We start from the raw sequence: 23,433 nt of genomic DNA on the forward strand, positions 1-23,433 counted from the left end.
CCCCCCCCCCCCCCCCCCCCCCCCCCCCCCCCCCCCCCCCCCCCCCCCCCCCCCCCCCCCCCCCCCCCCCCCCCCCCCCCCCCCCCCCCCCCCGAGCCCGGGTCCGGTCGGACCCCTCAGGTCACGGGGTGGTCTTGACCTTGATGGAGCCGTCGACGATCTTCTTCTTCGCCGCGTCCAGCTTGGCCTGGATGTCGTCGATGAAGCCGCCGCTCTGGGACAGCTTCACGCCGTCCTGGGCGAGCGCGTAGGTGTGGGTGCCGCTCAGCGGCTTGCCGTCGCGGACCGACTTGACGAAGTCGTACACGCCGAGGTCCACGTTCTTGACCATGGAGGTCAGGATCGAGTTCTTGTACTTGGCCAGACCCGGGACGTTGTACTGGTCCGAGTCCACGCCGATCGCCCAGGCGCCCTTCTTGCCGGCGACGGCCTCGATGGCGCCGTTGCCGGAGGAGCCGGCCGCCGTGTAGACGACGTCCGCGCCGTTGTCCAGCATGCCCTGCGCGGCCTCCTTGCCCTTGTCGGGGCTGGCGAAGCCGGAGGTGTCCGAGCCGTGGGACAGGTACTGCGTGTCGACCTTGATCTTCGGGTCGGTGTCCTTGACGCCCTGGACGTAGCCCGCCTCGAACTTCTTGATCAGCGGGACGTCGACACCGCCGATGAAGCCGACGTGCTTCGACTTGCTCTTCAGCGCGGCGGCGACACCGGCCAGGTAGGAGCCCTGCTCCTCGGTGAAGGTGATGCTGTTGACGTTCTTGCCGTCCACCACCGAGTCGACGATGCCGAAGCTGGTCTTCGGGTACTTCGCGGCGACCTTGGTCATGGAGGCGGCGTAGGCGTAGCCGATGCCGACGATCGGGTTGTAGCCGGCCTCCGCCAGGTCCGACAGGCGCTGCTCGCGGTCGGCCTCGGTGTCCGAGGTCTTGGCGGTCAGCTCCTTGATCTCGCCGCCGAACTCCGTCTTCGCCTTGTCGGCGCCGCGGGCGGCGGAGTCGTTGAAGGAACGGTCGCCACGGCCGCCGACGTCGAAGGCGAGGCCGACCTTGACGCCCTTGCCGCCGCCGGCGGACGACGAGGGGGACTCCTTCTCGGAGGAGGTGCTGCCACAGGCAGTGGCAGTCACGGCGAGAGCTGCGGACGCGATACACGCAGCAGAAAGCTTGGCTACCCGGCGCACGGGAAGGCTCCTTCACCTGACCTGAGCGCCATGTCGGCGCTTGATGGGAGCACCATGTCGGTACCCCGGCCGAGTCGCCCGTTCGGCGTCGGCTTCGCGGCATCGTAACGCGCGTAGATGTCGCAAAAAACCCTCTCGCGAAGCCGTTATAGATTCGAGGCAAACACCGCCCGAACTCGGACTCCCGGTCGTATACCGCCCGTGTCGCCGACCGTGCGCGAATGGCTCGCGTCCGTATTGCGCCGGAGGGGGTACGGCCCCCGCTCCGTCCGGCCGCCCCCGCGGCGACGGCCCTGCGGCCTTCCCCGCACCGGCCGTGCGGGGCCCTCCGCACCGCCGTCCCGGGTCAGTCCCCGTCCGTCGTGGGGTCCAGGAACGCGGCGGCGGTGAACATCTCCACGCCCACCGTGATCGCGTGCTCGTCGGCGTCGAAGTCGCCCTGGTGCAGGTCGCGGACCCGGTGCTCGCCGGGCCGGCGCACGCCGAGCCGGGCCAGCGCGCCCGGCACGTGCTCCAGGTACCAGGAGAAGTCCTCGCCGCCGAGGCTCTGCTGGGTGCTCTCCACCGACTTGGTGCCGCGCCGGGCGACCATGGCCCGGCGCAGCAGTTCGGTGGACGCCCGGTCGTTGACGACCGGCGGCACCCCGCGCACATAGGTGATCTCGGACTTGGCCCGGTGCAGGGTGGCGACCTCGTCGATCGCCGCGTGCACGATGTCGGGGGCCTCCCGCCAGGTCTCCAGGTCCAGGCAGCGCACCGTCCCGGACAGCTCCGCGTGCTGCGGGACCACGTTCGGGGCGTGCCCGGACTCGATCCGGCCCCAGGTGAGGGCGAGGCCGACGCGGGTGTCGACCCGGCGGGCGATCAGCGCGGGCACGTCGACGGCGACCCGGGCGGCGGCGGTGACCAGGTCGGTGGTCAGGTGCGGGCGGGCGGTGTGCCCGCCGGGGCCGTCGAGGGAGACCTCCAGGCAGTCGCAGGCGCTGGTGATCGGCCCGTGCCGCAGCCCGACCTTCCCGGCCTCCACCCTGGGGTCGCAGTGCACGGCGAGGATCCGGCCGACTCCGGCGAGCGCGCCGTCGTCGATGGAGGACAGGGCCCCGCCGGGCAGCACCTCCTCGGCGGGCTGGAAGATCAGCCGCACCGGACGCGGCAGCAGGCCCTTGGCGTGCAGGTCGGCGAGGACCAGCCCGGCGCCGAGGACGACGGTGGTGTGCACGTCGTGGCCGCAGGCGTGGGCCCGGTCCGGCACGGTCGAGCGGTACGGGCAGCCGTCCTTGGTGTCCGGGATGGGCAGCGCGTCGATGTCGGCGCGCAGCGCGAGCATCGGCGCCTTGGGGCGCTCGCCCTCCGTGAGCCCGATGTCACAGACGAGTCCGGTGCCGGAGCCCATCACACGGGGCCTGAGCCCGGCCTGCTCCAGCCGCTCCTTGATCGCTGCGGTCGTTCGGAACTCCTGGTTGCCCAGCTCGGGGTGCATGTGCAAGTCGCGCCGGAAGGCGACGAGTTCGGCGTGCAGGGACTCGCTCAGCACGCCGGGGAGCACATCCCCCGAAAGGCCGGCCTCGGACTCTTGGGACATCAATTGCTTCACCCTCTGAAGCGTAGGACGTCCACTGATCAACTACCCCCGAAACAACGAAAGTTCAGTCCGTTAGGGGACGTAAATCTGACCGGCGGACGCATGGCTGCGGACTCTGGCGGGTAAAACCCTTGTTTTCCTCCTCCACGCATACCACGCCTCGGCGGGATCACGCGCGCCGTATCGAGGAACCGAGCCCCAGGGACCTCGTCCGTACCCGCCCCGTCGCCGTCCTAGAAGTGCTCGACCCGCTGCCCGTCCGGCACCCGGTAGCAGCCGGAGACGAGCATCAGGCTGAGCTTGGGCGGGTCCCTCTTCTCCATCCGGGTGATGTGGACACCGGCCTTCTGCTCGTCGTTGTCGGCGATCAGGGTGAGGTTCTTGTTGGCGCTGTTGTCGGGGCCGTACTCGACGATCTTCCAGCCCTGCCCGGGCAGCCCCTCCCTGAGGTTCCGCATGGCGACGTCGAGGTCGTCCGCCGAGGCGGGATAGAAGCTCCACTTGTGGAAGATCCGGAAGTACGTGTCCCGGTCCTTGTCCCCGCAGTCCTGGACGCCGGGGCTGCCCTCGGAGGCCCTCCCCTTGACCCCGATCAGGTCGTACAGCCGACTGGACACCTTCTGCACCTCGGCGGCGGCGTCCTGGGACGTGCTGGTGCCGGCGGAGGGGGTGTCGCCGGATTCCGTGCTGGAGGTCATGCTGCATCCGGTGAGAGTGGTGAGGACGGTGGACACGAGGAGCGCGGAGGCGCTCAGATGGCGTTTCACAATGGTCGGGCCTCGCTCTGCCTAACGGGTGTACTTCCAGGTCGGGGTGGGTGCCTTCAGTTCGGCGTCGTCTCCGTGGCCCGCGACGACGAGAGCCTGGTTGAGAAGGCTGTCGGAGCCCTCGTCCCAGTAGCCACTGTGCCCCTTGGTGTCCGTGGTCATCTGCTTGGCCCCGAACCGCTCGTCGCTCGGCACGGTCCAGGGGCCGTCCCAGTCAGTGCCGCCGTGGCCGAAACGGCCGATGTCGGGTACGACGTCCCCGTCGGCCTCCTCGTTCCACACGTGGCCCTTGGGCACGTCGAGCTGCTCCGCCTTGGGCACCGTGACGCCGGGGCTGCCCGCGGTGATCACGTCGTCCGCATTCAGGGTGCCATGGTCGGCGGCCGAGCCGACGAGGGTGGTGCCGTACGAGTGTCCGATCACGGTGCGGTGCGGCGGGGTCTCGCCGGTGTGCGAGGCCTCCAGTCCATCGAGGAAGCGGTTGAAGGCCGGTGCGCCGTCATCCGCGTAGTGCCGGAACGGCGAGTCCTTCACGATGTCCTGCGGGGCGTCGTAGCCGAGCCAGGTGATCGTCGAGACGGGCTGGCCGTCGGCCTCGTCGGTGGCCACACGCCAGGTGGAGGTCATCCGGTCGATGTTGCCGTCGATGTTGCCGAGGTTCGAGGTCGTACCCGGCACGTAGACGGCCTGGTGCCGGGCCGTGTCCGGGTTCCCGTTGGCGACGATCGCCCGGCCGTTGCCCTCTGCGTCGAATCCCAGCAGGTACGCCTCCGGCAGGCCCTTGTGATCCTTGTCGGTGGCCGTGCCGGTCGAGTCGAAGCGCTCCTGGATGCTGTTCATGCCCTGGAGTGACTTGGTGAGGTGCTCGTAGCGCTCGCCGTACTTCTTGTGCCACTCCATCCACTCGTCGGTGTGCACCTTCGACGCCCAGCCGCCCCCACCGTGGATGTAGGTCCACTCGTTCGCCGGCGGCTTCGGTATGGAGTCGAGTTCCAGCTGGTAGCGCGCCCGGGTCTCGTCCAGGACGATGCGGTTGGCCTCGTCGCGCACCGCGGACGGCAAGCCGTCGAGCTTGCCCACGCTGTCGGGGCGCAGGGAGATGTACGCCGTCCTCTGCTCGTCGGTGAGCCCGCTCCACCAGGCCGCGTTCTCCATCGGGGTGCCGTCCTTGGGCGGCTGCGGCAGGGAGTCGAGGTATCTCTTGCCCGCCCGGGCCACCCCGTCCTGGTCGGACTTCACGTCGGACCAGTCCTTGCCGGAGACTTTCAGGTCGTCGTCGGCCTTTAACGCGCGCAGCTTCGGCGCCCACTTGGCGTCCACGTCCGCTGCCTCCTTCAGCGCGTCCCCGATGCGGTTCGCGAATCCGATGGCCTTGCCGAAGTTCGGGTTCGGGTGCTGGTGGACGGCCTGCTGCTCGATGGCGTTCGCCGTCGCATCGGTCGAGCTGGTGGAGGCGGACACGGTGCCGCCCTCCGGCACCTTGCCGTCGACCTCCTCACCACCGGCCGGGAACGACACCGAACCGTCCGCGCCGACCGTGCACCCGGCGGCATCGGCGTCTTCCAGCGCAGCCTCCAGCTTCCGCTTGGCGGCGGCCATCTCCATGGCGAAGGCGTTCAGCGCGGTACTGGCCAGCGCGCACTCGGCCTGGATGTAGTGGAAGTTTCCGCCCAGCTCCTTCAGCTCCCGCAGGGCCGCGTCGGCCGCCTCGCCCTTGAGCTGGTTGCGGATGCCGGCGGATATCTGGTTCTCGACCGTGTCCTTGGCGGTGCTCGCCATGTCACCCGTGGCCCGGTACCCGTCCGCGGCCTCTTCGTATGCGGAGGGCTTGAGCGCCTTCAGCGTCGCGATGTCCACGGGCCGGTCACCGGCCCTTCGCCTGGCCACCGACCGGGTCGGTGTCCTGGTACTCCGGCTTCAGCTTGTCCAGCTCGGCCTTGACGGCGCCGTCCGACTTCGCCAGGTCGATCCCGGACGACTGCATGATCGAGCCGAGTTCACCGCAGCGCCTGTCGACCTTGTCGAGGTACGCCTTCCAGGAGTCGTATAACTCCTTCTGCGCTGCCGCGGTCTGGCAGCGGTCCGTGTCGCCCAGCCCGGCCTGCCCGCCCTCCAGCCTGCCGAGCGCCTTGCCGACGCCGCTCTGGAGTCCCTTTGTGTCCTCGCCGGCCGTCGTCCATGCCTTCTTGCTCGACTTCAGCCGCTCGCCGCCCACCCCGATAGGCTCTGGGGCCTGATTCAGCTGCATGCGCGCGGACCCCCGGTTGGCGGCGTCCGTCTTTAACCGCTCCCACTCGTCCCAGGACATGGGTGTCGTCCTCCCCGTTACCCCGTTACCCCGTTACCCCGTTACCCCGGCAACGATCACCGGTGCACGTCATGCTCCCTGAGGCCGGGGCGGGAATCAAACAGGACTCGTGATCGACTGCCGAGGTGCCGGGAGGGCTACGCCGGGCTCACCGCCGTCAGGCGGTGCACGTCGCGGGCCGTCCCGGTCACGCCGGACAGGAAGCCCTGGGCGCGCGGGGAGGCGGTGTCCGTGAGCCACGCCGGGTCGATGTCGCACACCGCCACCCGCACCCCCGTGCCGGCCAGTGCCAGCGGGAGGGTGTGGACGACCGTGGAGGGGAAGCTCAGGATCGTCCGGCCGACGGGACCGCGCCGGGCGATCAGCTCCAGCGGGAGTTCCGGACGCACTATCTCCAGCCCCGTCTCGGCGGCCAGCCGGCGCAGCTTGTCGGGGCTCTCGCGGCGGTGTGCGAAGTAGCGGGTGGCGCCGTGGGCCCTGGCCAGGGCGCGGACGGCCTCCAGATAGCGCTCGCCGTCCACCACCCCGGTCTCCACCAGGGAGGTGCCGACCATGTCGGCGCCGGCGGTGACGGTGGGCGGGCCGAAGCGGGCGCGGGTCCAGGCGAAGTCGTTGGCGGTGACGGTGACCCCGTCCGGGATCTCCGACACCGGCATGGAGGAGAACACCTCGACGCGCCGCCGGGCGCTCGGGGTGAGGCGGCGCCGTGCGGAGGAGGAGACCGGCGCGAACAGCAGGTCGCGGGCGCCGGGCCGGCCGCCCTTGCGGTGCCAGCGGACCAGGCGTTCGCCCCGGGCCAGCTGGCCCACGAACTCCATCGTCGCGGTGCCGTCGTCGACCACGACCAAGTCCTTGGCCCGGGTGATCGTCAGCAGCAGCTGTACGTAGCGGGAGAAGGGGTCTCCCATGACGATGCGGCCGGCCCGGCGCAGGGCGCCCGCCAGCCCGCCGATGGTCTGGAAGGGCGCGGTGGTGCCGCCCCGCGCCTCCTCCCAGCGCACCCGGTACCCCTCGTCCCGGGCCAGGTCGGCCATGCGGCGCAGCTGCCCCCGGGTCATGGGGTCGGTCGGGGACAGCACGACGACGGTGAGGTCCGCGCCGGCCGCCGGCGCCCCGTCCCCCGCCGCCCGCCGGACGGCGGCACGCCGGGACTGCGGGGGCACGGCGCTCCCGGGTCCGTCCGGCACGGGTCCGTCCGGCGCGGGCACGGCCCGCGCCGGCGCGGAGGCCGTGGCGGTGTCGGTGCCGCCCGGGCGGGCCGCCAGGGCCGGGTCCGGGCCGGTCGCCGCGCCCGGGGCGGTGCCGTCCGGGCCGGCCGCCCGGTCCGGGCCGGTGCCGCCGGTGCCCGGCGGCGCGGCGGGGCCCCCCTCCCGCGCTATCGGCTGCACGGCCGCTTCCCGGCCGTGCAGGTGTGCCCACTCCAGTACGTTCAGCAGCTGTACCGGGCTCTCCACGAAGGCGAGCGTGCGGGCGGGGTGGCCGGCCTGACCGGCGCGGGGGCTCATCGGCGTACGACCGTCCCGTCGTCAGTGACCTGGATTCACACCGTGACCGGCTCGCCGGCCGCCGCGGCGATCTCCGCCTCGGCGACGGCCCCGGCGACCCGGCGCAGCTTCTTCATCGGGCCCAGCTCGGAGTCGTAGACCTTCTTGACGCCGTCGCCGAGGGAGGCCTCGATGGTGCGGATGTCGCGGACCAGGCGGGTGAGGCCCTGCGGCTCCACGGAGGCGGCCTGGTCGGAGCCCCACATGGCGCGGTCCAGGGTGATGTGGCGCTCGACGAAGGTCGCTCCGAGCGCGACCGCGGCGAGGGTGGTCTGCAGGCCGGTCTCGTGGCCGGAGTAGCCGATCGGGACGTTCGGGTACTCCTTCTCCAGCGTGTTGATCACGCGGAGGTTCAGCTCGTCGGCCTTGGCCGGGTAGGTGGAGGTGGCGTGGCAGAGCAGGATGTTGTCGCTGCCCAGGACCTCCACCGCGTGGCGGATCTGCTTCGGGGTGGACATGCCGGTGGAGAGGATGACCGTGCGGCCGGTCGCGCGCAGGGCGCGCAGCAGCTCGTCGTCGGTCAGGGACGCGGACGCCACCTTGTGGGCGGGCAGGTCGAACTTCTCCAGGAAGGCGACGGCCTCGGTGTCCCACGGGGAGGCGAACCAGTCGATCCCCTTCTCCTTGCAGTACGCGTCGATCTGCCGGTACTCGTCCTCGCCGAACTCCACCCGGTGGCGGTAGTCGATGTAGGTCATCCGGCCCCAGGGGGTGTCGCGCTCGATGTCCCACTGGTCGCGGGGGGTGCAGATCTCGGGGGTGCGCTTCTGGAACTTCACGGCGTCGCAGCCGGCCTCGGCGGCCACGTCGATCAGCTTGAAGGCGTTCTCCAGCTCACCGTTGTGGTTGATGCCGATCTCGCCGCAGATGTAGACGGGCTTGCCGGGGCCGACCTCGCGCGTACCGAAGGTGCGCAGACGGGAGTGGGTGCTCATCAGGGGGTGTCCTTACTTGGGGAGGGAATCGAGAGAGGGGCCGAGGATCCAGCTGGCGATCTCTCGGACCGCGCCGTCACCGCCGGGGACGGTGGTGACCGCGCGTGCGGCGCCGCGCACGACGTCATGAGCGCTCGCGACCGCCACGGGCCAGCCCACGAGGGCGAAGCACGGGAGGTCGTTGACGTCGTTGCCGACGTAGAGCACGCGCTCCGGCGCGATGCCCTGCTCCTCGCACCACTGCTTCAGCGCGAGGTCTTTCCGGTCGATGCCGTGCAGCACGGGGATCTGGAGCTTGCGTGCGCGGGCGGCGACGACCGGGTTCTGTTCCGTGGACAGGATCAGCAGCTTCAGGCCGCTCCTGCGGAGGGCCGCGACGCCGAGGCCGTCGCCGCGGTGCACGGCGACGAACTCCCGTCCGTCGGAGTCGATCAGCACCCGGTCGTCGGTCTGGGTGCCGTCGAAGTCCAGTACGACCGCGTCCACGTCGGCGGCGGTCGGCAGCGCGCCGGGGCGGTCCGCGTCGAAGAGCGGCGCGAGGGCGCGGGCCCGGGCCAGGTCGTGCGGGTCGTCGATCTCCAGCACCCGGGCGGGGTCGGTGCGGACCAGTTCGGTGCGGCCGAAGAAGCGGTGGCCGTGCGCCCGGAAGCCGGCCGCGTCCATGGCGTAGGCGGCGCCGGTCTCCAGGAAGTCCTGGGGGCGGTCCTGGCGGCGCGGGCGGTAGGACTTGTCGTGGTTGACGCCCACCCCGCCCTCGGCCTCGGTGTCGCCCTCGCGCCAGACGAAGCCGTGGAAGGGGGCCACGGTGACGGCGGTGTCGGCGCCGTGCTCGACGACGGCCGCGGCCACCCCGTCGATGTCCTCCCGGAGCAGGAAGGGGCTGGTGCACTGCACGAGCAGGACCGCGTCGACGGCCGAGCCGTGCAGCGCCTCGTGGGTGTCCATGGCGTGCCGGACGGCGGCCTCCGAGGTGGCGGTGTCCCCGGCGATCGCGGCGGGCCGCAGCACGACCTCGGCGCCGGCCTCGCGGGCGGCGGCGGCGATGGCCTGGTCGTCGGTGGACACGACGACGTCGGTCACCAGCCGGGTGGCCCGGCACTCGCGCACCGCGCGGGCCACCAGCGGGACCCCGCCGACGGGGGCGAGGTTCTTCGCGGGCACGCCCTTGGAGCCGCCGCGCGCGGGGATGACGGCGAGCACCCGGCGGACCGGGATACCCGGGTCCGCTTGCGAGTGGGACATGGGCTCTACTCCTTGCGATGAGGTCACAGCTCGCCCATCCGCCGGATCACGGGGGCGACCCGCTGGACGCCGTGCCGGTAGGCGCCGCGGGCGGCGCGGCGGACGATCTGCCGGACGGGGCCGGGCGACTTGTCGGCGGCGGGCGCGCCGGGCAGCGGGACGCCGTCGGGGCCGAGGTGGTGGCGGGCGAGGATGCCGGGCAGGTAGCCGGGCGCGGTCTCAGGGGTGTAGTAGGGGGTGAGGGGCGGCAGCCCGCCGGGCCGGTCGAGCAGCTTCGCGATCCGTTCGCGGGCCGTGTCGAAGGCGGTTTCGTAGCCGCCGTCGGCGGCCACCCCCTGCCGGGCCACCCACTCCTCGTCGGGCACCGGCCGGTGCCCGGCGTCGAGCTGCTCCCAGGAGGCGAGGCAGCCGGAGCCGGTGAAGTGGTGGTTGCCGAGCGCCTCGCGCACCCCGAGGTCGGTGAGGACGGCCGTGGGGATACGGCGGTGCAGGGCCTCCAGGGCGGCGGTGGAGCTGACCGTGACCAGCAGGTCGGTGCGGTCCAGCACCTCGCCCATGTGCCCGTACACGAGCCGGAAGTTGGCGGGCAGGTCCTTGCCCTGGACCAGCTTCTGGTACGGCAGTTCCTCGATGTGGGTGGTGTGTTCGCCCGGCTTGGAGCGGAGCTTGAGCAGCACCTCGCGCTCGGGGTGGCGGCGGGCGTGGCCGATGAGGCGGTCCAGCAGGTAGGCGCGGTCGCGGCGGTTGTCCGGCACGGACGGCTGGGCGGCGAACACCACGGTGTACGGGTCGTGTCCGCCGGTGTACGGGGCCCCGCCGAGGAAGGGCAGCGCCACCTCGGTGACCGCGGCGGCGTCGGCGCCCACGCCCTCGTACACGGCCCGGAAGCGGTCCGCGTCGTGGGCCGAGTTGGCGAGGACGAGGTCCGCGCCGTGCCGCAGCAGCAGTCCGTCGGCGAGCTTCTCGTAGACGACGCCGACGTAGCCGGTGACGACCACGGGCCGCTTCCCGGAGCCCCAGGCGGCGCGCAGCCCGTGCAGCATCGCCTGGACGCCGCCGCCGACGAGGGCGAGGACGAGGACGTCGGGCGCCGACTCGCCCATCTCGCGCAGGAACTCCACACCGGTGACCTCGCGCAGGGAGTCGGCGCGGACGCCGACCTCCTCCAACTGGCGGGCGGTCGGGGTGGCGCGTCCGCGCAGGAGGTAGCCGTCGAGCCGGACCTCGGCAGCCGCGGGAGTGATCCGGCGCGCGGTGAGCGCGCCCCACTTCCACCGGGTGTCGGAGTCCGCGAGGACGGCGACCCGCAGGGACTTCGCAGTACTTGCTGGCACGTCGAAGACGCTAGGAAGCGCGGGAGAGGAACCGCCCAACCGGAATGCAACAAACGGTTAACAGCACATCGACGGGAGGCGAATCAGGGCGCGATCGGCCCCGGAACAAGCCTGGTTAACGACTTCGCCACGCTTCGTTCACCTCGTATCAAGGAAGTCGTCAAGACGAATGACGGACCGCGGCCTAACGTCCCTGACGTGGTCAAGCTCTCCGTCATCGTGCCGTTCTACAACGTGCAGCAATACGCGCCCGACACACTGAGGAGCCTCGGTGCGAACACGCGCGACGACTTCGAATTCATTCTCGTCGACGACTGCTCGCGCGACGGGACACCGGACATCCTCGCGCGCGCGGAACGGGACCTGCCCGGGGCGGTACTGGTCCGGCACGAGCAGAACGGGGGGCTCGCCACCGCCCGTAACACCGGCATAGACCGGGCGCGCGGCGAATACGTGACCTTCCTGGACGGCGACGACTGGCTCGCGCCCGGCTACTACGAGCGGCTGCTGGCCGCCGTCGAGGGCCTGGGCTGCGACTTCCTGCGCACCGACCACGTGCAGTGCACCGCGCGGGCGCGCAGTGTGCACCGGGTGCCGGTGGGCCGGCGCAACGTGGTGCTGGACCCGCGGCAGGTGATCCTGCCCGCCGACCGCTCGACCTCCGTCGACTACGCGTTCGCGTGGGCGGGCATCTACCACCGGCGGCTGCTGGACCGGGGCCTGCTGCACTTCACCGACGGGCTGCGCACGGCCGAGGACCGGCCGTGGATCTGGAAGCTGCACCGCGAGGCGGAGTCCTTCGCCGTGGTCAACCTGCTCGGGGTGTTCTACCGGCGCGGCGTCGCCTCGTCCCTCACCCAGATCGGCGATGTCCGGCAGCTGGACTTCATCCGCGCGTTCGACCAGGTGATCGCGGAGACCGCCGCGGACCGGGACGCCGACGCCCTGCTGCCGAAGGCCGTGCGCACCTACTGCGCGATCATCTCCCATCACCTGGGATCCATCGAAAGGTTCGAGCCCACGGTGGCGAAGAAGCTGACCTCCATGAGCGCCGCCGCGCTGCGGCGCATGCCGCAGGCCGTACTGGACGAGGCGCTGGACTCGATGGACCTGCAGCGCGCCACCAAGCTGCGCCGGCTGCGCCGCCGTTCCGTCGCCGCGGGAGCCGCCGCGTGACCACCCAGATCTTCCAGGCGTCGACGCTGTACGGCACGGCCACGCTCGCCGCCGCCCTGGACTCCGGCTGCTTCGCGCCCGCCGACCGGCGGATCCTGCTGGTCTGCAACAACGCGGCCACGCCCGAGACGACGCCCGCGCTGGACGCGATGCCCGGCTTCGAGCGGCTGCGCGACCGCTTCGACGACGTGATCTCGTACAACGAGACCATCTTCCCCTTCCACCCCGGCGGCTGGTCGCCCCGCGTGGACGACATGCCGCTGTGGGAACGGTTCCTGCGGCACGAGTGGCGGCTCGGCGACGACGACGTGCAGTTGGCGGTCGAGTCGATCCAGGTCAACCCGTCGCTCGCGCTCACGCAGATCTTCACCGGCGCCCCGGTCACGGTCTACGCCGACGGCCTGATGAGCTACGGCCCCACCCGCAACAAGATCGACCCGCTGGTCGGCACCCGCGTGGACCGGGTGCTCCACCTCGATCTGGTGCCGGGTCTCAAGCCGCTGCTGCTCACCGAGTTCGGCGTGCCCGGCGAGACGGTGCCGACGCCCGCCGTCCTCAAGACGCTGGCCGAACTGGCGCCCTCCGGCGATGGTCTGCCGCAGGTGGAGGAGCCGGCGCTGCTGCTGGGCCAGTACCTGTCCGCGCTGGACATCCTCACCGCCGAGGAGGAGGAGGACCTGCACGTGCGGATGGTGCGCGGCGCGGCGCGGCTCGGCCACAAGCGGGTGGTGTTCAAGCCGCACCCCTCCGCGCCGGCCCGCTTCACCCGCTCCCTGGAGGAGGAGGCGGAGAAGCTCGGTGTCGACCTGACCGTGCTCGGCACGCCGGTCCTGGCCGAGGTGCTGTACCAGCGGATGCGCCCGGCGCTGGTCGTCGGCTGCTTCTCCACCGCGCTGCTGACCGCCTCCGCGCTGTACCACCTGCCCGTCGCGCGGGTCGGCACGGAGTTGCTGCTGGAGCGGCTGACGCCGTTCGAGAACAGCAACCGCGTCCCCGTCACCGTCGTGGACGCGCTGGTGCCCGACCTGGCCGACGCCACGGCGGTCACCCGGCAGCGCCCGGGAATGGACGTGACGGCGCTGGGCGGGCTGGTGCGCGCGGTCGGCTTCGCGATGCAGCCGAAGATCCTGCCGAGGCTGCGCGAGGAGACCACGGCGTACCTCACCGCGCACCTGAACGACGGGATACTGCGCTACTTCAAGCGCAGGCGGCTGACCGCGCTGGCGCTGCCGGGCGGGCTGCCCGTCCAGATGGCGTTCATCCCGCGCAACGCCACGGTCCGCCGCGTGGCCCGCAAGGCGCGCAATCTGCGCCGGGCCGTACGCCGCTGACCGTTCCTGATCACAAGAGGCGGGTCCGCGTGCGGACCCGCTTCTTTACGTCTACCTTTCGTCCAAGTGACGGCCAGACGATCGCTCCCACCGGGGATATTCACATCAATTCCCTGATGCCCGGCGCGGGGTCGGGTAGGCGCCGGACACCATGTCTGCATCGCTGCCCACCGCCCCCGCTCCCGCCCCCGCGCCGGAGAGACCCACCGCCCCCTCCCCCGCCGCCCGCCCCGCCCCCGGCACGCGCCACGGCCGGCTGTTCGCCCTGGACGGACTGCGGCTGCTGGCCGCGCTGACGGTCTGCCTCTACCACTACACCGGACGCGGCGGCACGGTCACCGAGTCCTGGCACCAGGCTCCCTCCCGGCTCTTCCCGACCCTGTCCCAGGTGGCCGTCTACGGCTGTCTGGGCGTGCAGTTCTTCTTCGTCATCAGCGGTTTCGTCATCTGCATGAGCAGTTGGGGCCGCACGCTCGGCGACTTCTTCCGCTCCCGGGTGGCCCGCCTCTACCCCGCCTACTGGGTCGCCCTGGTGCTGGTCACCGCCGCCTCCCTCGCCCTGCCGGACGTGGTGCGCGCCGTACGGCCGGACGAGTTCCTGGTCAACCTGACGATGCTCCAGCAGCCGATGGGGGCACCGCGCGTGCTCGGCGTCTGCTGGACCCTCTGGGCGGAGGTCCGCTTCTACGCGCTGTTCGCCCTGCTGGTCGTCGTGCGCGGGGTGACCTACCGCCGGGTGGTGCTGTTCTGCGCCGGATGGACGCTGGCGGCGGCCCTGTGCCGGAGCGCCGGCAACGACCTGCTCGACCAGCTGGTCATGCCGGATTACGCCCCCTTCTTCATCGGCGGCCTCGCCCTGTACCTCGTGCACCGCTTCGGCGGCGACCCGCTGCTGTGGGGCATCGTCGGCACGTCCTGGGTGCTCGGCCAGTACACCGCGGCCCGCGGCCTGTGGCACCAGGGCGCCGGCGACGGTCCGGTGCGCGATCCCTACGTCGTCATGCTGATCGTCACCCTCGCCTTCGCCGCCGTCGCCGCCGTCGCCCTGGGCTGGACCCGCCGGGCCGACCGGCCCTGGCTGGCCGTGGCGGGCGCCCTGACGTACCCCTTCTACCTGGTCCACGAGCACCTGGGCTGGTTCGCCATCCGCGTCCTGCGCGATCCCCTCGGGCTGGCCCCGTGGCCGACCCTGCTGACGACGGTCGCCGCCATGCTGGGCCTGGCCTGGCTGATCCACCGCTTTGTGGAGAAACCATTCGGCCCCCGGCTGAAGAGGGCACTGAAGACCCCGCGTCCACCCGGCTCTTCGCGCAGGTCGCCGTGAGGAGAGGGGTCGTCGTTTGCGCCCATTTCCCCGTGAACGGCAGGTGAATCGGGCTCGTCCCCTTGTCGGCCCGCACTTCACGCCCCCTCCTCAATCGGGCATCACTAGTTTCCATATGAACATATTTACTGCGGAACCAATCGGTCCGTCTTGTCCGGCGGGCGCGGACCAGGGTGACCGGTTCCGCACTCTCGCACGCTTGTCCCTCATGCGCACCACCTACATTTCCTTGGTCATTTCAGGAGCCGGGTTCCGCACACCCGATTCCGGACGATCAAGAGGGGGACATTCATGCGCCTGTCCGCAGGGGAATTCGAGGCATCCGGTCGCGGCACACGCCGAAGAGCCGCGGCCGGCCTGGCACTGCTGGCGCTCGGCCTGACCGCGCTGGGCACCGCTCCCGTCCACGCGGACGGCGGGCCCGCGACCCGGCACCTCTCCTACCGGGGCCACGAGTTCACCGTGCCGGCCTCCTGGAAGGTGGTCGACCTCGCCGCACATCCCACCACCTGCGTCCGCTTCGACCGGCACGTGGTGTACCTGGGCCGCCCCGGCACCGAACAGGACTGCCCCGGCCATCTGGTGGGTCGTACCGAGGCCCTTCTCGTCGAGCCGGCCGACAACCCCGAAGGCCGCCGGGGGACCGTGGCCGAGCCGGTCGCCCACGAACTCCGGGGCCGGTCGGGGAAGGTGACGGTCACGGCGACCTACGACGCCGATCCCGCGCTGGTCCGGCGGGTGCTGAGCGGGGCCGGCGTCCCGGCGGACGCACCCCGGGACGAGGACCCCGCCCCCGCCTCCGCGCCCGCGGCGGCGGCGACGGCCCTGCCCGCCACGGCCACCAACTACACCGGCAAGGGCTTCGACGCCTGCGCCGCCCCCTCGTCCGCGGCCATGAGCGCCTGGAAGGCCGACTCGCCCTACGGCGCGGTCGGGATCTACATCGGCGGCTCGCAGCGGGCGTGCGGCCAGCCCAACCTCACGGCGGGCTGGGTCCAGCAACAGGCCTCGGCCGGCTGGCGGTTCATACCGATCTACGTCGGCGCCCAGGCCTCCGACCTCACCTCGCCCGTGAACCAGGCGATCGGCGCCGCGACCGACGCCGTCGACAACGCGGCGGCGCTGGGACTCGGCCCCGGTTCGACGCTGTACTACGACATGGAGCAGTACTCCTCGTCGTACACCCCCAAGGTGCTGGCCTTCGCCTCGGCGTGGACGGAGCAACTGCACGCCCGCGGCTACCACTCCGGGTTCTACAGCAGCAGCAGCTCGGGGATCCGCGACCTGGCCGACAACGCCGGTGGCGCGTACACGATGCCGGACGTCATCTACGACGCGCTGTGGAACGGCGTCGCGAACACGGACGACCCCGGCGTGCCGGACACGCGGTGGAGCGACCACCAGCGGATCCACCAGTACTCGGGCGGTCACGGCGAGACCTGGGGCGGCACCACCCTCAACATCGACCAGGACTACCTGGACGTCCAGATCTCCGCGAGCGCCGCGCCGCACGGCCGGGTGTGGGACCGCTCGCGTCCCGACGGCGGCCCGTGGGACGCCAACGCCACGCTGATCGACTCCAACGACGACATCAACGCCGTGGCCGCGGCCGCGCTGCCGGACGGCACGGTGCACGTCGAGACCCTGGTGAACGGTGAGATCTGGGACCGCACCCGTTCCGCGGGCGGCACCTGGAGCAACGCGGGCAAGATCGACGCCCAGGGCGGCATCACCGACATCGCGGCGGCCGCGCTGCCGGACGGCACCCTGCACGTCCAGGCGGTCGTCAACGGCGAGGTCTGGGACCGCACCCGCGCGGCGAACGGCACCTGGTCCAGCGCCACCAGGATCGACGCGGGCGGCGCCGTCACCGATGTGTCCTCCGCCGCCCTCCCGGACGGCACGCTGCACGTCCAGGCCCTGGTGAACGGCGAGGTCTGGGACCGCACCCGCGCGGCGAACGGCACCTGGAGCGGCAGCACCCGCATCGACGCGGGCGGAGGCGTCAAGGACCTCGCCGCCGGTGCCCTGCCGGACGGCACGCTGCACGTCCAGACCCTGGTGAACGGCGAGATCTGGGACCGCACCCGCTCCGCGGGCGGCACCTGGAGCGGCAGTACCCGCGTCGACGCGGGCGGCGCCGTCAAGCAGATCTCCTCCGCCGCCCTGCCCAACGGCGACCTGCACGTCGAGGCCGTCGTCAACGGCGAGGTCTGGGACCGCGTCCGCAAGGGCACCACCGGCGCCTGGAGCGGCAGCAGCAAGATCGACGCCAACGGCGCCATCTTCGGCACCTACGCCACCGCCACCCCCGACGGCACCCTCCACGTCGGCACCAACGCCTGACGATCCCCTTCCCCACCACCTCCCGAGGGAGAACTGTGTCCTCCACCAGCATCAAGCGCCGGGGCCGCGTCACGACCGCGGTCGTCGCCCTCGCCACGGCGGGCCTCCTCGGCACCGTCCAGTCCGCCGTCGCCGCCCCCGCGACCGCTCCCGGCGCCACGGCCCGGGCCGACGGCGGCGCCGGGCAGGGCCCGGTCACTCCCGTGCCCGGCCGGTCCGGCGAGCGTTCCCTGGGCGCGGCGGCCGTCGACTCGCCCGCCATCACCCGCAGCGAGGTCGTCAACCGCGCCAAGTCGTGGGTCGGCATAGGCCTCGACTACAACCAGGGCGCCTACTACAAGGGTTACCGCACCGACTGCTCCGGCTACGTCTCGATGGCCTGGAACCTGGGTGCCTCCCTCACCACCGACACGTTCGTCCCGCAGGGCGTGGCCGAGTGGATCGGCAAGGACCAACTGCTCGCCGGTGACGTCCTGCTGAACGACAGCTCGGGCAACGCGGGCCACGTGGCCCTCTTCTCCTCGTGGACCGACGCCAGCCACACCGCCTACATGGGCTACGAGTTCTCTTCGTCGGGCGTGCACTACCGCAAGATCGACTACCCGTACTACGCGGGCTACGGCACCTTCAAGCCCGCGCGACTGAAGAGCATCGTCGGCGACACCAGCCTTCCGCACGGCCGCGTGTGGGACCGCTCGCGCCCGGACGGCGGCCCGTGGGACACCAGTGCCACGCTGATCGACTCCAACGACGGCATCAACGCGACCTCCGCCGCCTCCCTGCCGGGCGGCACCGTGCACGTGCAGACCCTCGTCAACGGCGAGATCTGGGACCGCACCCGCTCCGCCGCCGGTACGTGGGGCAGCTCCACGAAGATCGACGGCCAGGGCGCCATCACGGACGTGGCGTCGGCGGCCCTGCCCGACGGCACGCTGCACGTCCAGGCCCTCGTCAACGGCGAGATCTGGGACCGCACCCGCGCGGCGAACGGCACCTGGAGCGGCTCCACGAAGATCGACGGCGGCGGCGCCGTCACCGACATCTCCTCAGCCGCCCTCCCGGACGGCACCCTGCACGTCCAAGCCCTGGTGAACGGCGAGATCTGGGACCGCACCCGCGCGGCGAACGGCACCTGGAGCGGCAGCACCCGCATCGACGCCGGAGGAGCCGTCACCGACGTGGCGGCCGCCGGCCTGCCCGACGGCACGCTGCACGTCCAGGCCCTGGTGAACGGCGAGGTCTGGGACCGCACCCGTTCCGCGGGCGGCACCTGGAGCGGCTCCACGCAGATCGACGCGGGCGGCGCCGTCAAGCAGATCTCCTCCGCCGCCCTGCCCAACGGCGACCTGCACGTCGAGGCCGTCGTCAACGGCGAGGTCTGGGACCGCGTCCGCAAGGGCACCACCGGCGCCTGGAGCGGCAGCGGCAAGATCGACGCCAACGGCGCCATCTTCGGCACCTACGCCACCGCCACCCCCGACGGCACCCTCCACGTCGGCACCAACGCCTGACGTCGGGCCGGCGAGCCCGCTCCTCCGCAGACAGTCCACCCGGTGCCCGGCCGTGGCGTCACCACCGCCGGGCACCGGCTTCCCCCCGACCTCACCCCTGGGAGTCCGCCATGCCCGCGTACCGCACCGCCCCCCGCCCCCGTACCGCCGCCCTGCTCGCCTGCGCGGCGGGCCTGGCCCTCGTCGGCACACTGCCCGGATCCGCCCGGGCCGCCTCGGTCACCACCTGGGACAAGGTCGCCGACTGCGAGAGCAGCGGCAACTGGAGTGCCAACACGGGCAACGGGTACTACGGGGGCCTCCAGTTCAGCCTCGCCACGTGGAACGCCTACGGCGGGCAGCAGTACGCGGCCTACCCTCACCAGGCCACCAAGGGCGAGCAGATCCTGATCGGCGAGAAGGTGCTGGCCGGGCAGGGCGAGAACGCCTGGCCCGTGTGCGGACCGCGGGCCGGACTCGGCAGCGACAGCTCCGACCCCTTCCCGCCCGCGCCCCCGCACGGCCGGGTCTGGGACCGCTCGCGCCCGGACGGCGGCCCGTGGGACGCCAACGCCACGCTGATCGACTCCAACGACTCCGTCAACGCGGTGTCGGCGGCGACGCTCCCGGGCGGCACCGTGCACGTGCAGACCCTCGTCAACGGCGAGATCTGGGACAAGGCCCGGGCCGCCGGCGGCGCGTGGAGCAACTCCACCAAGATCGACGGCCAGGGTGCCATCACACGGGTCGCGTCGGCGGCCCTGCCCGACGGCACCCTGCACGTCCAGGCCCTCGTCAACGGCGAGATCTGGGACCGCACCCGCGCGGCGAACGGCACCTGGAGCGGCTCCACGAAAGTCGACGGCGGCGGCGCCGTCACCGACATCTCCTCCGCCGCCCTCCCGGACGGCACCCTGCACGTCCAGGCCCTGGTGAACGGCGAGGTCTGGGACCGCACCCGCTCCGCCGACGGCACCTGGAGCGGCAGCACCCGCATCGACGCCGGGGGAGCCGTCAGGGACGTGGCCGCGAGCGCGCTGCCCGATGGCACCCTGCACGTCCAGGCCCTTGTCAACGGCGAGGTCTGGGACCGCACCCGTTCCGCGGGCGGCACCTGGAGCGGCTCCACGCAGATCGACGCGGGGGGCGCGGTCGCGCAGATCTCCTCCGCCGCCCTGCCCAACGGCGACCTGCACGTCGAGGCCGTCGTCAACGGCGAGGTCTGGGACCGCGTCCGCAAGGGCACCACCGGCGCCTGGAGCGGCAGCAGCAAGATCGACGCCAACGGCGCCATCTTCGGCACCTACGCCACCGCCACCCCCGACGGCACCCTCCACGTCGGCACCAACGCCTGACCGTCCGTCCGGGCGGGGGCCGGCCGCGGTGTCACGCGCTCGCCAGTGACAGCTTCACCGCGAACCCGAGGAACAGGGCGCCCGCCGCCGACGTGGCCGTGGCCGACAGGCGCTTGCGGCGGCGGAAGGCCGCGGCGAGGCGGGTGCCGCCGAATATCAGCGCGCTGAGGTAGAGGCAGCTGGCCACCTGCGCGAAGGTGCCGAGGACGACGAAGGAGAGGGCGGGGTAGGCGTAGCCCGGGTCCACGAACTGGACGAAGAAGGCGACGAAGAACAGGATCGCCTTGGGGTTGAAGAGGCTGACGACGAGGGCCCGGCGGAAGGGGCGCTCGTCGGCGGTCTTCACGGGCTCCGTCTCCTTCGCGGCCGGCTCGTGGCGGGTCCGCCACATCTGCCACGCGGCCCGCAGCATCCCTACCGCCAGCCAGGACAGATACCCGGCGCCCGCGTACTTCACGATCCCGAACAGCAGGTCGTTGGCCTGGAGCAGGGAGGCCACCCCGGCGGCGGACAGGGTCATCAGGACGGTGTCGCCGCACCACACGCCGGCGGCCGCGGTGTAGCCCGCCCGTACGCCGCGGCGGGCGGCGACGGACAGGACGTAGAGGGAGTTGGGGCCGGGCAGCAGGACGATCAGGAGCAGGCCCGCGAGGTACGTGGGGAGGTCGATGACACCGAACATGGGGGGAGTGTCGCACGCGGGTACGAGCAGCGGGACCCGCGCGGTCCGGCCGTACGGGCCCCGGGACGCCGGGGCACGCGGCTCACGACGCGTCCGACGGCACGTGGCTCCCCCAGACCTCCCGCAGCGCCCCGCACACCTCCCCCACCGTCGCCCGGGCCCGCAGCGCCTCCTTCATCGGGTACAGGACGTTGGCCTCCCCGGCCTCCCCCTCGGCCGCCTCGCGCAGCGCGGCCAGCGCCGCCGCCACCGCCCGCCGGTCCCGTCCGGCCCGCAGCCGGGCCAGGCGCCCGGCCTGCCGGGCCTCGATCGCCGGGTCCACCCGCAGGGACGCGTACGGCTCCTCCTCGTCGAGCCGGAACCGGTTGACGCCCACGACCACCCGCTCGCCGGACTCGGTCTCCCGCGCGATCCGGTACGCGTTCCGCTCGATCTCGGCCTTCTGGAAGCCCCGCTCGATCGCGGCGACCGCCCCGCCCAGGTCCTCGACCCGGCGCATCAGGTCCAGCGCGGCCTCCTCCAGGTCGTCCGTCATCCGCTCGATGGCGTAGGAGCCCGCGAAGGGGTCGACCGTCGCCGGCACGTCCGTCTCGTGGGCCAGCACCTGCTGGGTGCGCAGCGCGAGCCGCGCGCTCTTCTCCGTGGGCAGCGCGATCGCCTCGTCGAAGGAGTTGGCGTGCAGGGACTGGGTGCCGCCGAACACGGCCGCCAGTGCCTGGACGGCGACCCGGGCCAGGTTCACCTCCGGCTGCTGGGCCGTCAGCTGCACCCCGGCCGTCTGGGTGTGGAACCGCAGCATCCACGACCGGGGGTTTCGCGCGCCGAACCCCTCGCGCATCACCCGCGCCCACATCCGGCGCGCCGCGCGGAACTTGGCCACCTCCTCCAGCAGCGTCGTACGGGCCACGAAGAAGAAGGACAGGCGCGGCGCGAAGTCGTCCACCGCCATGCCGGCCGCCACGGCCGTGCGGACGTACTCGACGGCGTCGGCGAGGGTGAAGGCGATCTCCTGCGCGGGGGACGCGCCCGCCTCGGCCATGTGGTAGCCGGAGACCGAGATCGTGTTCCACTTCGGGATCTCGCCGGCGCAGTAGCGGAAGACGTCGGCCGTCAGCCTGAGGGAGGGCCGGGGCGGGAAGATGTACGTGCCGCGCGCGATGTACTCCTTCAGCACGTCGTTCTGGACCGTTCCGGTGAGCCGGTCCGCGCCGACGCCCTGTTCCTCGGCGACCAATTGGTAGAGGAGCAGCAGCGGGGCCGCCGGGGCGTTGATCGTCATGGACGTGGAGACCCGGTCCAGCGGGATGCCGTCGAACAGCGCCCGCATGTCCTCCACCGAGTCGACGGCCACCCCCACCCTGCCGACCTCGCCGTGCGCCAGGGGAGCGTCGGAGTCGTGGCCCATCTGGGTGGGCAGGTCGAAGGCGACGGACAGGCCGGTGGTGCCGTGGGCGATCAGCTGCCGGTAGCGGGCGTTGGACTCGGCCGCCGTGCCGAAGCCGGCGTACTGGCGCACGGTCCAGGGGCGGCCGGTGTACATGGTCGGGTACACGCCCCGGGTGAACGGGTACGCGCCCGGTTCGCCCAGTTTCCGTTCCGGGTCCCAGCCGGCGAGGTCGCGCGGCCCGTAGACCGGCTCGATGGGCAGTCCGGATTCCGACTCGCGTGCCATGGCCGCCTCCGCGCTACGCCGCGTACCCCTCCACCATGCCCCGTCGCCCGGCGCCGGTCACGCGGGAACGCCGGTCCCGGCCGCGCGGCAGGCGACGGCACCGCGCGGGGGAGGCGGGGTGCGGCGGCAGTCGCCCGGAACCCGCCGTTCGGCGGGCGGTCGCGCGGGGAAACATCCCCGGCATGAGGATCACGGGGAGACCCGCCGCCCTGCTCGCGTCGGCCGCCGCGGCCACCGCGCTCGCCGCCCTCTGCGGCTGCACCGTGCAGCCGCAGGGCCCCGACGCCAAGCGCGGCCTGCCGGTGCACGTCGACTTGCCCTCCGGTCCCGCTCCCGCGCCCACCCAGACGGCGGTCACGAGACCGGCCCCGCCGGCCACCGCGCCCCCACCGGTCCCCCGCACCGCACCGGCCGCCCCCACGCCGAAGGCACCGCCCGCACCCCCGGCCCGCGTGCTGTGGGCGCGCGGGGACAGCGGACCGGCCGTACGCGAACTCCAGGCGCGACTGCGCCAGGTGGCCTGGCTGTCCGCCGCGCCGACGGGGACCTACGGTCCGCGCACCGAACGGGCCGTCATGGGCTTCCAGGGCAGGCGCGGGCTCCCGCCGACCGGCCGGCTGGACACCGTCACCTGGCAGCGGCTGCGCTCGATGACGCACCAGCCGGTCCAGCGGGAGCTGTACCCGACGCAGAGCCGGCCGGCCGCCGCGCCCGACGCGCGCTGTCTGACCGGCCGGGTGCTGTGCATCGACAAGACCAGCCGGACGCTGCGCTGGATGATCGACGGGCGCACGGTCGACACGCTGTCCGTCCGGTTCGGCACGCAGTACACACCCACCCGGGAAGGCGTGTTCAAGGTCTACTGGAAGTCACGGCACCACGTGTCGACGCTCTACCACTCCCCGATGCCGTACGCGATGTTCTTCAGCGGCGGCCAGGCGGTGCACTACTCGGCCGACTTCGCGGCGCGCGGCTACGCGGGCGGTTCGCACGGCTGCGTCAACGTGCGGGACGAGGCGGGGATCGCGCGGCTGTTCGCCCAGGTGAAGGTCGGCGACAAGGTCGTCGTGTCCGGGTGAGGCTGCGGGGGGGGGGGGGGGGGGGGGGGGGGGGGGGGGGGGGGGGGGAGGGGGGGGGAGGGGGGGGGGGGGGGGGGGGGGGCGGCACC

General features: G+C 72.4%; 18 protein-coding genes. 7 read left to right on the forward strand and 11 right to left on the reverse strand.

From position 1 onward, the window contains the following. Positions 1-121: 121 nt before the first annotated feature. The 9 genes from ACZ63H_RS00005 to ACZ63H_RS00045 all read right to left on the reverse strand — a co-directional run bounded on the left by ACZ63H_RS00005 (position 122) and on the right by ACZ63H_RS00045 (position 10,889). Complete coding sequence (locus ACZ63H_RS00005) at positions 122-1,177, reverse strand: BMP family lipoprotein (RefSeq protein WP_469860558.1); 1,056 nt, start codon at positions 1,175-1,177, stop codon at positions 122-124. A 346-nt stretch (positions 1,178-1,523) separates the two neighbouring features. After that, entirely contained in the window at positions 1,524-2,759 is a 1,236-nt protein-coding gene (locus ACZ63H_RS00010; RefSeq protein ID WP_469860560.1) for an amidohydrolase, read from the reverse strand. A 233-nt stretch (positions 2,760-2,992) separates the two neighbouring features. Further along, on the reverse strand, positions 2,993-3,457 hold the full coding sequence (locus tag ACZ63H_RS00015) for a hypothetical protein (RefSeq protein ID WP_469860562.1): 465 nt from the start codon (positions 3,455-3,457) through the stop codon (positions 2,993-2,995). Positions 3,458-3,547: 90 nt separating this feature from the next. After that, complete coding sequence (locus tag ACZ63H_RS00020) at positions 3,548-5,383, reverse strand: alpha/beta hydrolase (RefSeq protein WP_469860564.1); 1,836 nt, start codon at positions 5,381-5,383, stop codon at positions 3,548-3,550. A gap of 7 nt (positions 5,384-5,390) precedes the next feature. Continuing rightward, complete coding sequence (locus ACZ63H_RS00025) at positions 5,391-5,834, reverse strand: hypothetical protein (RefSeq protein WP_469860566.1); 444 nt, start codon at positions 5,832-5,834, stop codon at positions 5,391-5,393. Positions 5,835-5,971: 137 nt separating this feature from the next. After that, entirely contained in the window at positions 5,972-7,339 is a 1,368-nt protein-coding gene (locus tag ACZ63H_RS00030; protein ID WP_469860568.1) for a hypothetical protein, read from the reverse strand. A gap of 35 nt (positions 7,340-7,374) precedes the next feature. Further along, positions 7,375-8,313, reverse strand: coding sequence for an N-acetylneuraminate synthase family protein (locus ACZ63H_RS00035; protein WP_469860570.1), 939 nt, complete (start codon positions 8,311-8,313; stop codon positions 7,375-7,377). 12 nt (positions 8,314-8,325) lie between these two features. Continuing rightward, on the reverse strand, positions 8,326-9,555 hold the full coding sequence (locus ACZ63H_RS00040; protein ID WP_469860572.1) for a cytidylyltransferase domain-containing protein: 1,230 nt from the start codon (positions 9,553-9,555) through the stop codon (positions 8,326-8,328). 23 nt (positions 9,556-9,578) lie between these two features. Next, positions 9,579-10,889, reverse strand: coding sequence for a DUF6716 putative glycosyltransferase (locus ACZ63H_RS00045; RefSeq protein WP_469860574.1), 1,311 nt, complete (start codon positions 10,887-10,889; stop codon positions 9,579-9,581). Between the two features lie 198 nt (positions 10,890-11,087). Between ACZ63H_RS00045 and ACZ63H_RS00050 the strand changes: the two genes are divergently transcribed. The 6 genes from ACZ63H_RS00050 to ACZ63H_RS00075 all read left to right on the forward strand — a co-directional run bounded on the left by ACZ63H_RS00050 (position 11,088) and on the right by ACZ63H_RS00075 (position 19,911). Continuing rightward, positions 11,088-12,065: a glycosyltransferase family 2 protein gene (locus tag ACZ63H_RS00050; protein WP_469860576.1), complete on the forward strand. Its 978-nt coding sequence runs from the start codon at positions 11,088-11,090 to the stop codon at positions 12,063-12,065. After that, positions 12,062-13,396, forward strand: a complete 1,335-nt coding sequence (locus tag ACZ63H_RS00055; protein WP_469860578.1) for a polysialyltransferase family glycosyltransferase — start codon at positions 12,062-12,064, stop codon at positions 13,394-13,396. Before ACZ63H_RS00050 ends, ACZ63H_RS00055 begins: the two co-directional genes overlap by 4 nt. Before the next feature lie 151 nt (positions 13,397-13,547). Next, complete coding sequence (locus tag ACZ63H_RS00060; protein ID WP_469860580.1) at positions 13,548-14,720, forward strand: acyltransferase family protein; 1,173 nt, start codon at positions 13,548-13,550, stop codon at positions 14,718-14,720. A 291-nt stretch (positions 14,721-15,011) separates the two neighbouring features. Beyond that, positions 15,012-17,066 (forward strand): glycoside hydrolase domain-containing protein, encoded by a 2,055-nt coding sequence (locus ACZ63H_RS00065; RefSeq protein ID WP_469860582.1) that lies wholly within the window; start codon positions 15,012-15,014, stop codon positions 17,064-17,066. Between the two features lie 35 nt (positions 17,067-17,101). Beyond that, positions 17,102-18,577, forward strand: a complete 1,476-nt coding sequence (locus ACZ63H_RS00070) for a hypothetical protein (RefSeq protein ID WP_469860584.1) — start codon at positions 17,102-17,104, stop codon at positions 18,575-18,577. 110 nt (positions 18,578-18,687) lie between these two features. Next, a complete protein-coding gene (locus tag ACZ63H_RS00075) occupies positions 18,688-19,911 on the forward strand; it encodes a transglycosylase family protein (protein WP_469860586.1) in 1,224 nt (407 codons plus the stop codon). A gap of 31 nt (positions 19,912-19,942) precedes the next feature. On the opposite strand, the gene leuE is transcribed toward ACZ63H_RS00075, so the two are convergent. Beyond that, a complete protein-coding gene (leuE, locus tag ACZ63H_RS00080; RefSeq protein ID WP_469860588.1) occupies positions 19,943-20,593 on the reverse strand; it encodes a leucine efflux protein LeuE in 651 nt (216 codons plus the stop codon). Positions 20,594-20,675: 82 nt separating this feature from the next. After that, on the reverse strand, positions 20,676-22,265 hold the full coding sequence (locus ACZ63H_RS00085) for an acyl-CoA mutase large subunit family protein (RefSeq protein ID WP_469860590.1): 1,590 nt from the start codon (positions 22,263-22,265) through the stop codon (positions 20,676-20,678). A 182-nt stretch (positions 22,266-22,447) separates the two neighbouring features. Between ACZ63H_RS00085 and ACZ63H_RS00090 the strand changes: the two genes are divergently transcribed. Continuing rightward, complete coding sequence (locus ACZ63H_RS00090; protein WP_469860592.1) at positions 22,448-23,344, forward strand: L,D-transpeptidase family protein; 897 nt, start codon at positions 22,448-22,450, stop codon at positions 23,342-23,344. Positions 23,345-23,433 lie beyond the last annotated feature (89 nt).

The sequence above is a fragment of the Streptomyces sp. NPDC104831 genome, from assembly GCF_055583025.1.

Excerpts from the sequence above, each read along its gene's own strand:
- ACZ63H_RS00010 (WP_469860560.1), bottom strand. The coding sequence starts at position 2,759 with ATGTCCCAAGAGTCCGAGGCCGGCCTTTCGGGGGATGTGCTCCCCGGC.
- ACZ63H_RS00015 (WP_469860562.1), bottom strand. The coding sequence starts at position 3,457 with ATGACCTCCAGCACGGAATCCGGCGACACCCCCTCCGCCGGCACCAGC.
- ACZ63H_RS00025 (WP_469860566.1), bottom strand. The coding sequence starts at position 5,834 with ATGTCCTGGGACGAGTGGGAGCGGTTAAAGACGGACGCCGCCAACCGG.
- ACZ63H_RS00030 (WP_469860568.1), bottom strand. The coding sequence starts at position 7,339 with ATGAGCCCCCGCGCCGGTCAGGCCGGCCACCCCGCCCGCACGCTCGCC.
- ACZ63H_RS00035 (WP_469860570.1), bottom strand. The coding sequence starts at position 8,313 with ATGAGCACCCACTCCCGTCTGCGCACCTTCGGTACGCGCGAGGTCGGC.
- ACZ63H_RS00040 (WP_469860572.1), bottom strand. The coding sequence starts at position 9,555 with ATGTCCCACTCGCAAGCGGACCCGGGTATCCCGGTCCGCCGGGTGCTC.
- ACZ63H_RS00060 (WP_469860580.1), top strand. The coding sequence starts at position 13,548 with ATGTCTGCATCGCTGCCCACCGCCCCCGCTCCCGCCCCCGCGCCGGAG.
- ACZ63H_RS00065 (WP_469860582.1), top strand. The coding sequence starts at position 15,012 with ATGCGCCTGTCCGCAGGGGAATTCGAGGCATCCGGTCGCGGCACACGC.
- ACZ63H_RS00075 (WP_469860586.1), top strand. The coding sequence starts at position 18,688 with ATGCCCGCGTACCGCACCGCCCCCCGCCCCCGTACCGCCGCCCTGCTC.
- leuE (WP_469860588.1), bottom strand. The coding sequence starts at position 20,593 with ATGTTCGGTGTCATCGACCTCCCCACGTACCTCGCGGGCCTGCTCCTG.
- ACZ63H_RS00085 (WP_469860590.1), bottom strand. The coding sequence starts at position 22,265 with ATGGCACGCGAGTCGGAATCCGGACTGCCCATCGAGCCGGTCTACGGG.
- ACZ63H_RS00090 (WP_469860592.1), top strand. The coding sequence starts at position 22,448 with ATGAGGATCACGGGGAGACCCGCCGCCCTGCTCGCGTCGGCCGCCGCG.